A 13729-nucleotide genomic window follows, 5' to 3' on the forward strand; every position below is an offset into this window, starting at 1 on the left:
ATGGAGAACACTGAGACACTACCTCTGATAAGTATTATTGTACCGGTCTATAATGTAAAGAATTACTTGGAGAAATGCCTGCAATCTATTTGCGGGCAGACTTATAAGAATCTGGAAATAATATTGATTGACGACGGCTCTTCCGATGGTTCGGGAGAGCTTTGTGATTTATTTGCCCAAAGGGATGGGCGGATAAAGGTTATTCACCAGACGAATGCAGGTCAGAGTGCAGCCAGGAATAGAGGTTTGGCTGTAGCTCAAGGTGAATTCCTTGGTTTCGTGGATAGCGACGACTGGATTGAACCGGATATGTACGAATTCTTGTATCACTTACTGAAAGCGAATGGGGCGGATATATCCATTTGCTCGCATTATATAGAAACTGCCGTAAAGACCAGAGTGAAGCACTCTTCTGGGCAATTCTCCAGCTTTTCTCGTGAAGAAGCTATCCGAACATTGGTAGAAGATAAGCGTATAAGAAATTATATGTGGGATAAGTTGTATAAGCGTCAATTATTTGCTGGAATATATTTTCCGGTAAATAGAGTTTTTGAAGATATTGCAGTTTCTTATCAGATATTTTATAAAACGCAGAAAGTCGTTATGCAAGACTGTCCTAAATATCATTATTTGAAACGTGAAGGAAGTACTACTCAAGGTAAATTGTACAATTACGAAAAGGAATATCTGCTCTTTCAAACTGTCTATGAACAAGTGAAATTTGTGCGAGAAAAAGAAATATGGGATAAAGCTCCTTATTGTGTACATGAACGGGGAATTCATTTGATTGACCATTTGATGATGCTTCCTCAATCTTCTTTGATAGATGATGTTATCAATGATGTATTAGCCAGAATGCAGGAGTTTGATAATGTGTCGTGGCCGCAATTGGGTGTTATGCATATATTTAAGCGCCGTATGATGTATTGTCATCTAAAGGTTTATAGATGTATTTACCGTTTAGTGAGGACATTCTTCAAATCTAAACGGTATAAATTCCAAACATTATAACTTTAATTGAATCTCAATAATGAATAAAGCAAGGGTTATAGCTTTTTATCTACCTCAATTTCATCCAATACCAGAAAACGACAGATGGTGGATGAAAGGTTTTACGGAATGGACTAATGTAGGAAAGGCACGTCCATTGTTTCCAGGACATTATCAGCCTAAGGTACCGGCAGATTTGGGATATTATGATTTGCGAGTGCCGGAAACACGTAAGGCGCAAGCTGACATGGCAAAAGAATATGGTATCGAAGGCTTTTGTTACTGGCATTATTGGTTTGGAAATGGAAAGAGACTCTTAGAGCGCCCGTTTAATGAAGTATTGTCTTCTGATGAACCGGATTTTCCTTTTTGTCTGGCTTGGGCTAATGAGTCATGGAGGGGCTTTTATCACGGCATAAAGAGCAAAGATACTTTGATAAATCAGCTTTATCCGGGAGAGCAAGATTATATAGCTCATTTCCACGAGGTATTACCTGCTTTTAAAGACCATCGTTATATTACAGTGGATGGGAAACCGTTGTTTATGGTTTATCATCCTTTGGATCATCCGGAGATGAAAGAGTTCATTGAACTCTGGCGTACTTTAGCTGTGCAGAATGGCTTGAAGGGGGTTTATTTCATAGGACAAACCTATCATTTGAAAGAAGAAAAAGAGAGACTTATGAAAATGGGGTTTGATGCTATTAATGTTGTACGCTTGTTTGACTTTGAGAAGAAAGCTGCTCTGACTTATAAATATGCGAAATGGAAACATAAAATATTTCGTATTCCTAAGGTTGTGGAGTATAAGAAGGCCAGTTCTTTCTTTGTGGGTGATGAAGAATATGAAGAGAATATTATACCTACCATTATTCCTAACTGGGATCATTCTCCACGTTCCCGTGGTAAATCGTTGGTCTTGAATCACGCTGAACCTTCTTATTTTGCCCGACATCTGAAAGAAGCGATAAAGCGCATTGAGAATAAGCCTTTAGACCATCGGCTTGCATTTGTAAAATCATGGAATGAGTGGGCTGAAGGGAACTATCTGGAACCGGATTTACATTATGGAAAACGTTATCTGGAAGTGATAAAAAAGAATGTTGTAGAGGGATGATTTCTATGGAAGAAAAGATAGCAATTGTTATACCGGCATATAAGTGCCGCTTCCTCCGGCAAACATTGGATTCTATTGTCGTACAGACTTGTCGGAGTTTTACTGTTTACATAGGTGATGATGCAAGTCCTCAGAATCTGAAGGAAATTGTTTCTGATTATGCGGATAAAATGAATATTGTCTATCGACGTTTTGATACTAATCTGGGTGGAGTGGATTTGCCGGGGCATTGGGACCGTTGTATAGCACTTGCAAAAGAACCGGTTATTTGGTTCTTTTCAGATGATGATTTGATGCCGCAGGACGGGGTGGAGCGTATTATAAAAGCATTAGAATGCTATGGTACGAGGCATGGGATGTTCCGTTTTCCCCTTGCTGTGATAGATGAAAATGGCAAGATAATACATAAAAATCCTTCATTGCAGGAATATCCGGTTTCGGGCTATCAGTTTTTGTTGGATAAATTGGAAGGAAGAATTTATTCGGCTGCTTGTGAATATGTTTTTACTCGTGATATATATGAACGGATAGGCGGTTTTGTGAAGTTTCCATTGGCGTGGTGTTCAGACGATGCAACGTGGACAAGCATAGGTGAAAATGCAGGTGGAATGATTCCTTTGCCTGGTAAACCGGTTTGTTGGCGAAATGTGATGGGCGAGAATATAAGTTGTTCCTTCAATTATGATGAAGAGAAGATAGCAGCTACAAGGCAATTTATAAAATGGGTTTCAGTTTTTTACTCGGACAGACTTCAAGATAGAAAACTACAGCATGCGATAAAGAAATATGCCCATACAATATTGCATTATAGTTTGCAAGATCGTTATAAATTACATGATCTTATGGGTATTTGTCGTAGTTTATGGTATATTTGCCCTTCTGTATCATTAAGTGTGGCATTCCGCATGTGTAAGTTGAAACTTAGAAATCGAAAGAAATAATGAAGAAAATTCTTTTTATACTTCCTTGTGTGCCTTATCCGTTGACTGCTGGAGGTAATCAGGCCTTTTTCAATATGGTGGAATATATCCGGCACAAAATGTCTGTGTCTTTGTTGCTTTCTCCGGAAAATAAGGAGATGAATGATGTCGAAAGTTTAAGGGCTTTGTGGACAAATGTTGATTTCTATCTTTTTAGGGAAGAAGATGCAGAACCTAAGACTCGTTGCCCCCGATATTACCGTTGGTTAAAAAAGATGTCTGAATCCATTTCCCGTAAGATGCAACGGCAACTGTATTCTTTTCAGCAAGAGCGTCCGTATAAGAATATGACGTTGAAGAATTCTTGTTTTAAACCTTTTCCCAAGGCATACGTAGAGTTTGTGTCTGACATCTCACGTCGTGGATTTGATATTATTCAGGTTGAGTTCTATCCATTGATAACATTGGGGTATCTATTGCCTAAAGATGTACAAACAGTGTTTGTGCATCATGAACTGAGGTATATACGTAATGAAAATGAAATGGAATGCCTTACTCATGTAACAGATGAAGACAAGATGCTCTATGGCATTGCTAAGGATATGGAGAAAGCCGCTTTACGTCAATATAAGCATGTAATTGCATTGACGGATATTGACCGTTTATTGTTGGCAGACTTGGTTGGACAAGAATGCAATATTCATGTTTCTCCGGCAGTGGTACAGATAGAGTCTGCTTATGACAGAATTGTGAAGCCAGCCTCTGTTCGTCTGACATTTGTTGGAAGTGAAAATCATTACCCGAACCAGGATGCAGTAGATTGGTTTTGTCATGAAGTAGCCCCTTGCTTACGTGTTCAGGGTTTTAAATTTGTTTTTCAAGTGATTGGGACATGGAAGAGCCGTTACGTGAAAAGTCTTCAGGCAGTATGTCCGGAAATGGAGTTAGTGGGTTATGTGGAGGATTTGCGGGAATACTTGAATGGGAGCATCGTTCTGGTGCCAATTCGTATTGGTAGTGGTATGAGGATGAAAATATTGGATGCGGTTTCCTCTATGGCTTCTTTTGTAACTACGACAAAAGGAGTTGAGGGAATTGACCTACGTCACAATGAAGAGTGTTTGATTGCTGATAGCGCAACTGATTTTGCAGCAGCAGTCATTCGTTTGGAAGCGGATAAAAAATTGCAAATCAGGCTGGCGACGCAAGCATTGAAGCGTTTGCGTGAACTTTATAATCCTCAGGAAATGTTGGAGAGAAGATTGGCTGTTTATGATGAGATATTGCAAAATAATACAAACTAATAGCATCAGATTATGCTTTCAATCATAATTTGTTCGGTATCTCCCGAACGTTTGGAGCAAGTAACCCGGAATATTCATGATACTATTGGTGTTGATTATGAAATCATTGCTATTGATAATCGTGAGAAACAATGGCCGATAGCGCGTGCGTATAATGAGGGAGCTTCTCGGGCACATTATCCCTTTCTGTTTTTTGTCCATGAGGATGTAAAGTTTCATTCGGTAGGCTGGGGAAAGTGCATTGAGAAGAAACTTAAGGAACCGGATTGTGGGGTGATAGGTTTTGCCGGTAGTAAGGTGAAATTGAAATGCTATTCGGGATGGGGAGATGTGTATAAGTGGGATGTTATATTCTATTATCAGAGCGTTGGAACTGAAACCCAATTTCGTGTAGCATCGGTTACTATGGAGCATCCTTTTAAGGAAGTGCTGGTATTGGATGGCTTTGCCATGTTTGTGCGTAAGGATGTATGGGCTAAATATCCTTTTGATGAGGAATTGTTGACGGGTTTCCATTGTTATGACTTGGATTTTACATTGCAAATAGCTGCGGATCGTTGTTATAAAAATTATGTATGTTGTTCTTCTGAGGTTTTGATAGAGCATTCTTCACAAGGGAATTTTAATCAAAGTTGGTATCAAGATACGATTAAAATGCACAAATTGAAGTGGAATAAGATGCTTCCAATGAAAATAGAGGGATTTGAATTGGGAGAAAAAGAAATGAGGAAGCAGGAAGAATACACCTTCAGTGTCTTTTTGCGTAAGTTATTGAAAGTGGGATATCCTGAGGCGAAGGTGGTGCTGAAGGACTTTTTAGCTTACCCTTATTCATGGAAACATTTACAGCACTGTATTAAATATGTGTACAAATATCTTGTAAGCTAATTGTGGTTGCTATGAAATTGTTTTTTTTATCACATGTTAGTGATTGTGCCGGAGGAGCACAAAGATGTTTATTAGATTTATTGCGGGGGCTTAAGCGTATTCACCCTGATTGGCAACTCTATATGGTTCTTCCTGGTCCGGGAGATTTGCTTGATGCCTGCTCCCCTTATCTTGATGGCTATAGGTTCCTACAAATGGAATGGTGGCTTGTAGGTAAGGACATGGATATCGGCACGAGAGAGAAGCTTTCTTATATTCGTAAACTATTGAAGTATTCCATTAAATTAACCCGTTACTTGAGAAGAATAAAGCCGGACTATGGAATGACAAATACTGTGGTTTTTCCTCATTTGGCAATATCATGTAAGATGTTAGGGATAAAGCACTGTTGGTTTATCCATGAGATACCTGATGTGACTTGGCTGAATCTTAATCCTATTTTTGAGTTTCGTTTTATCTTTAGAGCGATTGATAAATTATCAAATAAGATATTGGTAACTTCCAGATATGCAGAGTTTCATTATCAAAAGGTGATGACAAGCGCAAAAATAAGCAGCATCACCCAAGCTGTAGAATTGCCGATAACGGTTGGAGTGGATGTGAAATGTGATAGACATACGCGGTATACTATCTTGTTAGTCGGCGCTTTTGACTCTAATAAGGGACAGATGGAACTTTTGCAGGCGGTAAAGAGAATAGTGGCTGAAGGGAAGGATATTCTTTGTTATCTGGTTGGACTGGATGTTGGCTTTATGCCCAAATGCCAAAAATATATTCAAGATAATGGTCTGGATAACAATGTAAAAATTGTCTCTTACACGCAACAGGTGGTTTCTTATTATGCTTTGGCTGACGTTGTGTTGGTTTGTTCCACTTTTGAAACTTTTGGTAGGGTTGCTGTAGAAGCTCAGAAATGCGGGTTGCCATTAATCCTTTCTGATGTGGGGGCAAATCCGGAACGCATTGAGGATGGAGTGAATGGGCTCCTTTACCAGAAAGGAAATATTGCGGAATTAGCAGAAAAGATAGAAATGTTGCGGGATGAAAACGTTAGAAAAATGCTCTCCAAAAACATCGATTCCATTGCAATAGAGGAAAAGTATGGTATTGATAACTTTGCATCAAGTTTCTGTACTTTGTTGGGCTTGTAGAATGTAATTGTAAATATGATGAACGATACCCTTTCTCCCTTAGTCTCTATTATAATTTGTGTCTATAATGGTGAGAAATATTTAGAGAGATGCCTTCAAAGTGCTATGTCCCAATCCTACAAGAATATAGAAATCATCGTGGTCAATGATGGAAGTATGGATAATACTCCAGTCATTATAGAAAATTATGTAAAGTTGGATTGTCGTATTATTGTTATAAACAAACAGAATGGAGGAATATCCGAAGCGAGAAGAATAGGTGTGAATCGGGCACGGGGGAAATATATACAGTATTTGGATTGTGATGATGTTTTGATGAGCAATGCGATAGGATGTTTGGTGAACCGTGCTGAGGAGACTCAAGCCGATGTTGTTGTTGCTCCTTTCTTTTTTTGTGAAGATGGAGGAAGAAAGGAATCGGAAAGCATGGAGTTTGAACAAATGCCCGGGATTGAATATTTAAAATGTATCCTCTGTTCAAGGGCATATTGGGCTATGTGGACCAAGTTTCATTTACGTTCTTTATATGATGAGGGGATTGAAAGGCTCGGCATCTCGTTCGGAGAAGATGTTGCTTTGTCTACGCAGATTTTAGTTCGTTCGGGAAAAGTTGTTTCTATAAATACTCCGATTCTTGATTATTATGTTTATTCCTCTTCGGTATCTCACGATTTGGGAGAGAGAGCATATCTTGATTTCAATGTTTATGTGCGCTGGTTTGATGACTATATAGAACGGAACGGATTGCATGAGGAATTTGCAAGAGAATTAGCTTTGTTCCATATAAAGAATACTCAAGCGCGACTCCATTGGAAAAAGGTAAAGGATGTTAATAAGGAAATGAATCGGTTGATGATAGAGCTTGGGGATTATCCGGAATTTTGGAAATTACTGTCACGCCGTGAGAAGAAGATAGTTACTACTTATAGGTTATCATCGTTGTTGGGATATTGGAGACTGTATTATTATAATTGGAAAAATAAATTATAGAGAAATGAAAATCATAGAAAGGTGGAAGAAAAGCCTGTATAGAAAGGCTATAAAACATAGACTGATAGCCCCTCAAGTGATAGTACTTATGGATGGCGGAGTTTGTTCTCAGATGCACCAATATCTGCTGGGTAGAATTTTTGAAAATGGAGGACATAAAGTGCTCTATGATTTGTCTTTCTATGAAGAGTGGGGAACAGATATGAATTACCAGTTTGTACGTAACTTCGATTTGTTGAAGGCTTTTCCTTACTTAAAAGTGAAGTCCGCTTCTAAACTGGCTTTGTCTGTCTATAAGAAGAAATATTTCAATTTGGGTAATAATACTTATGGCAGGCAGGATGACTTCTCTTTTCTACAAAAGAAGCCTCCGGTCTATTTAGGTGGTTATTATCATGTTCCGGCTGATATTTGGCTTTCGGTATTCCGGTCGCTTTTTAGAGTAATGCCCGAGGTGCTGGATGCACAGAATAAATTGCTGTATTCAGAGATTGATTCACGTCCTTGTTCCGTAGCTGTTCACGTAAGGCGTGGGGACTTGAAAGTAGAAATTCCGGCTTACGGCAAACCTGCTTCATTGGAGTATTTCAAGTCGGCAGTGACTTATATGCAGGATAGGGATATGTCTTCTTTCTTCTATTTCTTTTCAGATGAGCCGGATTGGGTGAGGGATGAACTTATTCCGCAACTTTATCTTACGGAAGGTAATTGTAAGATTGTTGATATAAACGGTTCTGATAAGGGGTATATGGACTTGTTTCTGATAGCTCGTTGCAAGCATCAGATTACCAGTAAAGGGACTTTAGGTAAATATGGTGCTCTTTTAGGAGATAATTCAGAGAAAATGGTGGTGCTTTGTGATGATGAAGTGGAATATCCATGGAAAGAATTACTTCAAAATGCCATATTTTTATAGATTCGGCTTAGTGGTTGTCTCTGTTTTCGTAAGTAGTGATTTTATTTCTATGTTGAACAGTTTGTTTCTTGTATATCGGTAATAAAAAGTGTGGAGAGGTTTTTCGTGCCCTTTTCCACACTATTAAATCTTAGAAGAAATACCCCACGGAGAGCATCAAGTTGCGGTTTTTGTTTCCGCTATCTTCTATATTGTCCAGTAATCCCCAGTCATATCCGATAGAGACTTGATATTTTTGAAAGAATTCGACTCCTGCTTTGAGTCCGAGACCAAAGTCGAAACGTTTCATGGCATTGCTTCCGAATACTTTGGCAGAATCATGAATGCTTGTCAATCCTTCCACTTCATCAATCAAATATCCCGTTGCCTTCATTTTACCGAAGAGACCTACTGCAAAGTAAGGACCGAAATTGCCAAAGATGGCAAAGTTGTCATTGATGGCGTATTTGTAGCCCATGTGTATAGGTATTTCTAAATAGTAGGGATTGAATTTCAGAGATGCATCATTCCCATTTATTTGCGCACCTTTTAAAGAGAGCAATGCAGCCATGTCAAGATAAACACCTTGGGCTATCTGAGGTAATTCTTTTTCAGCCTTGATGCCGACATGGAAACCCACCTTGCTGTCAAGACCGTCAGTAGAAAATTTACTGGAATTCATACCTGCCATCGCTCCCCATTTGAGTCCTTCTTGCGCATGAGTCCCCATAATGCAAGCTATGGACAAAACAAATAATACTAAAATCTTTTTCATTATAATATGTTTTTAGGTTATTGATGTCGCAAAAGTATGACTTCATTTAAAGAAGAGGTGTATAAAAAGTGTATAATTCAGGTTGTATAATGTTTTATATGTGTATAAATGTAGTGAATTTACCTTTGGCAGAGTCTGTTTAGAGTTTCTTTCAATGAGGTTTCTTTGCGTGATAATCCCATCTTTTGTTCTAGAATTCGGTTTGCCTTTTTGTAGATGGTGTCCCGCGTGCAATTCAGTAAGTAGGCTAAATGCATAATAGGGAAATTGGTCAGGTATAAGCAGCAGAGATGTATTTCTTCTGGTGTCAGGTGGTATTCAGATTGTAAGTATAGGGTGATGTTGCTTTGGCAACGGTCGGTCTCTGCAATCAGTTGTAGCCAATCTTCGTCCTCCATTGTTTCTTCGGACTTATCGTGCTCCTTGCAGGAAAGAATGATGCGTCTCATCTTGTTGTGGATATCCGAATGGTTGAAGCTTTCTTTTAATAAGCAGTTTCTTTCGATATTCAACTTGTGCAATTCGCCGCATAGTTTCTGCTGCTGTTCTTTGTTGTTATGGTATTTCTCTATTTTATTTTGCAGAAATGTTATTTTTTCCTCTTTGCTTTGGAGTTCTAGCCTGAGTATTCTGTATTGTTCTTGTATGGCAACTTGCTCAGTGGCTAATTTATTCTTATCCTTTTGAAGTTGTTTAGCACGGTTGCGGTATCTTTCTAAAGAGAAGAAGGTGACGATGATGATAATTCCAACCGAAACAAGGAAAATGTAGGTGTGCTTGTTGATGGAAGAATCATATTTTTCTTTTTGTTGTATAATTTGCTGTTTGTTTTCTGCATCAATAATTTCGTAAGGGTAGCGGCTGTTCTGCATGCTGTCCAAATAGGCAGAGTAGTTGCGTTCCATCTCTAAGGAAGTAGCTAAGTCTCCTTGCTCTTTGGCTATGTCTGCCAGATACATGTAAGCCCCGGCTTTGGTGGCATAGTCTGTTGTGAAAAGGGATTTTTGTAGGTAGTAGCGGGCAGAATCATATTGCAATATTAGGTAATATGCGCTTCCAAGTAGTTCGAAAGCTTTGTAGCATGTTGTGCGGTCTTTCTGTACGCCAAGATTCTGTTTGGCGAATTCTATAGCTTTCTCTCCGTTTTCCATCCAGTTGTATAGTTGGCATAGTGAGGAGAACACATTTTCTTTTAATTGTATGTTGGACTGTTTTTGGACGATAGCGAGTGCCTTCAACATCATTTTTTCGGCTTCGGGATAGAATTCCTCTCCTTTTTCCATTCGGATGAGTCCTCGTCGTGACAGAACTTCTGCTTGAAGAACAGAGTCCTTTAGCTGAATACCTATTTGTTGTGCCAATTGATAGCTGGAATCGGCTTGTGTATTTAGGTTTTGTGAATAGTATAGATAACCTATATTCAGGTAGATAAGACTTAACAGACGTTTCTCTCCTGCTTCTTCAGCCAAAGGTTGAGCTATAAGGTACTGGGTCATGGCTTCTTTTTTCTTTCGTGAATCCCGGTAGACGCAGCCGGAATAGTAATGGGCCCTTGCCCGCTTTTCTATGTCGTTTGTGCCGTTGTAGTAGGTCAGGGCCGATTGTATCAGGGAATCATTGGTTTGGATAATGTAGTTCTTATCTCTTGTTTCTGTCATTAATAGGCCATAATAAGCACTGTCAGCTTGGGTCTGCAGGCTGTTTGTCGGGAATGCTTCGAGCATAGATAGGGCAGTGTCCGGTTGCTGAACGATGAGCGAGTCAATTGCAATCAGGTACTTATTATAGTTCACTCGGGTATTGCAAGCAATGGACAGAAGTACGATTAGGACAGATAGGGTTGTGATAATAGCTTTTCTCATGTGGTGAACAAAGTTCTCAGTTAAGTCGGGTGCAAAGGTACATCTTTTTCATTATTTACTCATATAATTGCTTGGGCATATTGAAGTTTGAAGAAAATTGTGTGGAAGTTAGGAGTAAAGATGGAAAATAAATGAGCCGGCTATTATTAAAGAAAGTAGAGAATGTGGGCATTTAGGCAGAAATAACCTGAAACCCTTTTCCATTCCCTCGTTTTCTTGTATCTTTGCGACCTCATAATTCACTTAACTACAAGCAATGAAGGAATTTCTGCAGCTGATGCGACGCTTTGTGTCGCCTTACAAGAGATATATCGGTTGGGCAATCGTGCTCAATGTACTGTCTGCCATATTCAACGTATTTTCATTCACACTGCTCATTCCTATTCTCAATATCCTCTTCAAAACGGGGGAGAATACCAAAGTGTACGAGTACATGGAGTGGGGGAGCGAAGGCATCAAGGAAGTGGCGGTGAACAATTTCTATTACTACGTCACTCAGATGATTGAGACACACGGGCCACAGATGACATTGCTGTTCATGGGGCTCTTCCTTGCTTTCATGACCATGCTGAAGACTTCCTGCTATTTCGGTTCTTCCGCCATTATGATTCCCCTTCGTACGGGAGTGGTACGCGATATCCGCGTGATGGTCTATTCCAAGGTGATGCACTTGCCGCTCGGCTTCTTCTCCGAAGAAAGAAAGGGAGACATCATTGCGCGTATGAGTGGTGACGTGGGCGAAATTGAAAACTCCATTACCAGCTCACTGGATATGCTGCTCAAGAATCCTATCCTGATTCTGCTCTACTTCTCTACCTTGATTGTGACCAGTTGGCAACTGACTTTGTTCACCGTTCTGGTGCTGCCCGGTATGGGCTGGTTGATGGGGAAGGTCGGTAAAAAATTGAAGCGCAAGTCGTTGGAAGCCCAAGGGAAATGGAGTGACACCATGTCGCAACTGGAAGAGACGCTTGGTGGACTGCGTATAATCAAGGCTTTCATAGCCGAAGACAAGATGGTGGACCGTTTTAAGCAATGCAGCGACGAGCTGCGTGATGCTACCAACAAGGTGGCTATCCGTCAGTCGTTGGCACATCCGATGAGTGAATTCCTCGGTACGTTGCTCATTGTATTGGTACTGTGGTTCGGTGGCTTGCTCATTCTGGGTGAGGGTACATCTATAGATGCCTCCACGTTTATCTTTTATATGGTGATTCTGTACAGTATCATCAATCCGTTGAAAGACTTTGCAAAGGCAGGATACAACATCCCGAAGGGGCTGGCATCCATGGAACGTGTGGACAAAATTCTGAAAGCCGAGAACCCCATTAAGGAACCGGTAAACCCGTTGCCGCTGCACGGGATGAATGACCGGATTGAATTTAAGGACCTCTCCTTCAGTTACGACGGCAAGCGCGAAGTGTTGAAGCACGTCAATCTGATGGTGCCCAAAGGACAGACCATTGCACTTGTCGGCCAGTCCGGTTCCGGCAAGTCTACATTGGTGGATTTGCTGCCGCGCTATCACGATGTGCAGCAAGGTGAAATAATGGTTGACGGCATAAACATCAAGGACTTCCGCATTCACGACCTGCGTGCATTGATAGGAAATGTCAATCAGGAGGCTATCTTGTTCAATGATACCTTCTTCAACAACATAGCTTTCGGCGTGGAGAATGCCACTATGGAACAGGTTATCGAGGCGGCAAAGATAGCCAATGCCCACGACTTCATCATGGAGACCGAATTGGGCTACCAGACCAATATAGGCGACCGTGGCGGCAAGCTCTCCGGCGGACAGCGCCAGCGCATCAGTATTGCCCGTGCCATCCTGAAGAATCCGCCCATCCTGATACTTGATGAGGCTACCTCTGCCCTCGATACTGAAAGCGAACGCTTGGTGCAGGAGGCTCTGGAACGGCTGATGAAGACCCGCACCACGATTGCCATTGCCCACCGCCTTTCCACCATCAAGAATGCCGATGAGATTTGCGTGCTTTATGAAGGTGAAATCGTGGAGCGCGGCAAGCACGAGGAACTCTTGGCGAAGAACGGCTACTATAAGCGGCTGAACGATATGCAATCCCTTGCGTAGAGAGATGTGGACAGTTGAAGAGAATAATGAAGAAGAATTGATACGGAGATTGAAGCGTGGAGACTACAATGCTTTCTGCCGTATCTACGACCTCTATGCCAAGTGTCTTTACGCTTACAGCCTTCAATATATCAAGCAAGCCGAAGATGCCGAAGAAATCGTGCAGGATGTGTTTGTCAACCTCTGGAACCGGCGAGATACTATCCGGCAGGAACAGACTTTGCGTGCCCTGCTCTTTATCATGGCCAAACACTTGCTGATAAATGCCTACCGTGCACAGGTGAACCAACCTGTCTATGAAGATTACCTGAATTATCAGGACCGGTTGAGTGTGGAAGATACCCGATACCGGATGGAATACAGTGACTTCCTGAAGAAGTTCGATAGCGCCCTTGCCACCCTGGTGCCTACGCAACAGAAGGTGGTCAGGCTGTCGCGACTGCAACAATGGTCGAACAAAGAAATAGCCCAGCACCTGCAGCTGAGTGAGCAGACGGTCAAGAACCAGCTTTCGCTCGGTATGAAAAAGTTGCGGGAAGTGTTCGACAAGCTTCTTTGCCTACCCGTCTTCATGTTAATACATTAACTAATCCTTATAAATCGAATTATTTATTAATAAACTGCTACCTTTTCGGTACGGATTGACTTTAAAGATTGTCATTATTTTAAGTACATGACAAAAATTTGAAAACATCGAATTTTGGGGTATAAGTCGGACGCATAAGTATGGTCGAAATCTCTT

At 40.8% G+C, this 13729-nt stretch carries 12 protein-coding genes; 10 read left to right on the plus strand and 2 right to left on the minus strand.

What is annotated here, in order from left to right; all coding sequences use genetic code 11:
- The 8 genes from M1B78_RS00730 to M1B78_RS00765 are packed head-to-tail and all read left to right on the plus strand — an operon-like array spanning position 1 to position 8276.
- Entirely contained in the window at positions 1-1011 is a 1011-nt protein-coding gene (locus M1B78_RS00730) for a glycosyltransferase family 2 protein (RefSeq protein WP_117713659.1), read from the plus strand.
- A gap of 19 nt (positions 1012-1030) precedes the next feature.
- The gene (locus tag M1B78_RS00735; protein ID WP_009037394.1) at positions 1031-2107 is read left to right on the plus strand and encodes a glycosyltransferase WbsX family protein; all 1077 of its coding nucleotides are present in this window, start codon (positions 1031-1033) and stop codon (positions 2105-2107) included.
- On the plus strand, positions 2104-3048 hold the full coding sequence (locus tag M1B78_RS00740) for a glycosyltransferase family 2 protein (RefSeq protein ID WP_257939619.1): 945 nt from the start codon (positions 2104-2106) through the stop codon (positions 3046-3048). Before M1B78_RS00735 ends, M1B78_RS00740 begins: the two co-directional genes overlap by 4 nt.
- On the plus strand, positions 3048-4331 hold the full coding sequence (locus M1B78_RS00745) for a glycosyltransferase (protein WP_257931079.1): 1284 nt from the start codon (positions 3048-3050) through the stop codon (positions 4329-4331). The genes M1B78_RS00740 and M1B78_RS00745 overlap by 1 nt, the downstream gene beginning before the upstream one ends.
- Before the next feature lie 12 nt (positions 4332-4343).
- Positions 4344-5219 carry a glycosyltransferase gene (locus M1B78_RS00750; protein ID WP_035447682.1) on the plus strand — a complete coding sequence of 292 codons (876 nt, stop codon included), beginning with the start codon at positions 4344-4346 and terminating at the stop codon, positions 5217-5219.
- Between the two features lie 11 nt (positions 5220-5230).
- Complete coding sequence (locus M1B78_RS00755) at positions 5231-6370, plus strand: glycosyltransferase (protein WP_257939620.1); 1140 nt, start codon at positions 5231-5233, stop codon at positions 6368-6370.
- A gap of 15 nt (positions 6371-6385) precedes the next feature.
- Complete coding sequence (locus tag M1B78_RS00760; protein WP_257931081.1) at positions 6386-7360, plus strand: glycosyltransferase family 2 protein; 975 nt, start codon at positions 6386-6388, stop codon at positions 7358-7360.
- A 4-nt stretch (positions 7361-7364) separates the two neighbouring features.
- Positions 7365-8276 (plus strand): alpha-1,2-fucosyltransferase, encoded by a 912-nt coding sequence (locus M1B78_RS00765; RefSeq protein ID WP_257939621.1) that lies wholly within the window; start codon positions 7365-7367, stop codon positions 8274-8276.
- A gap of 130 nt (positions 8277-8406) precedes the next feature.
- Here M1B78_RS00765 and M1B78_RS00770 read toward each other — a convergent pair whose 3' ends face one another.
- Positions 8407-9030: a porin family protein gene (locus tag M1B78_RS00770; protein ID WP_044469256.1), complete on the minus strand. Its 624-nt coding sequence runs from the start codon at positions 9028-9030 to the stop codon at positions 8407-8409.
- A 119-nt stretch (positions 9031-9149) separates the two neighbouring features.
- The gene (locus M1B78_RS00775; protein WP_257939622.1) at positions 9150-10892 is read right to left on the minus strand and encodes a tetratricopeptide repeat protein; all 1743 of its coding nucleotides are present in this window, start codon (positions 10890-10892) and stop codon (positions 9150-9152) included.
- A 256-nt stretch (positions 10893-11148) separates the two neighbouring features.
- On the opposite strand from M1B78_RS00775, the gene M1B78_RS00780 reads away from it, so the two are divergent.
- Entirely contained in the window at positions 11149-12987 is a 1839-nt protein-coding gene (locus tag M1B78_RS00780; RefSeq protein ID WP_257939623.1) for an ABC transporter ATP-binding protein, read from the plus strand.
- 4 nt (positions 12988-12991) lie between these two features.
- Positions 12992-13573 (plus strand): RNA polymerase sigma factor, encoded by a 582-nt coding sequence (locus tag M1B78_RS00785; RefSeq protein ID WP_257931084.1) that lies wholly within the window; start codon positions 12992-12994, stop codon positions 13571-13573.
- Positions 13574-13729: the final 156 nt, after the last annotated feature.

Source organism: Bacteroides muris (ex Fokt et al. 2023) (assembly GCF_024704895.1).
Classification (GTDB): domain Bacteria; phylum Bacteroidota; class Bacteroidia; order Bacteroidales; family Bacteroidaceae; genus Bacteroides; species Bacteroides muris.

Excerpts from the sequence above, each read along its gene's own strand:
- M1B78_RS00730 (WP_117713659.1), top strand. The coding sequence starts at position 1 with ATGGAGAACACTGAGACACTACCTCTGATAAGTATTATTGTACCGGTC.
- M1B78_RS00735 (WP_009037394.1), top strand. The coding sequence starts at position 1,031 with ATGAATAAAGCAAGGGTTATAGCTTTTTATCTACCTCAATTTCATCCA.
- M1B78_RS00740 (WP_257939619.1), top strand. The coding sequence starts at position 2,104 with ATGATTTCTATGGAAGAAAAGATAGCAATTGTTATACCGGCATATAAG.
- M1B78_RS00745 (WP_257931079.1), top strand. The coding sequence starts at position 3,048 with ATGAAGAAAATTCTTTTTATACTTCCTTGTGTGCCTTATCCGTTGACT.
- M1B78_RS00750 (WP_035447682.1), top strand. The coding sequence starts at position 4,344 with ATGCTTTCAATCATAATTTGTTCGGTATCTCCCGAACGTTTGGAGCAA.
- M1B78_RS00755 (WP_257939620.1), top strand. The coding sequence starts at position 5,231 with ATGAAATTGTTTTTTTTATCACATGTTAGTGATTGTGCCGGAGGAGCA.
- M1B78_RS00760 (WP_257931081.1), top strand. The coding sequence starts at position 6,386 with ATGATGAACGATACCCTTTCTCCCTTAGTCTCTATTATAATTTGTGTC.
- M1B78_RS00765 (WP_257939621.1), top strand. The coding sequence starts at position 7,365 with ATGAAAATCATAGAAAGGTGGAAGAAAAGCCTGTATAGAAAGGCTATA.
- M1B78_RS00770 (WP_044469256.1), bottom strand. The coding sequence starts at position 9,030 with ATGAAAAAGATTTTAGTATTATTTGTTTTGTCCATAGCTTGCATTATG.
- M1B78_RS00775 (WP_257939622.1), bottom strand. The coding sequence starts at position 10,892 with ATGAGAAAAGCTATTATCACAACCCTATCTGTCCTAATCGTACTTCTG.
- M1B78_RS00780 (WP_257939623.1), top strand. The coding sequence starts at position 11,149 with ATGAAGGAATTTCTGCAGCTGATGCGACGCTTTGTGTCGCCTTACAAG.
- M1B78_RS00785 (WP_257931084.1), top strand. The coding sequence starts at position 12,992 with ATGTGGACAGTTGAAGAGAATAATGAAGAAGAATTGATACGGAGATTG.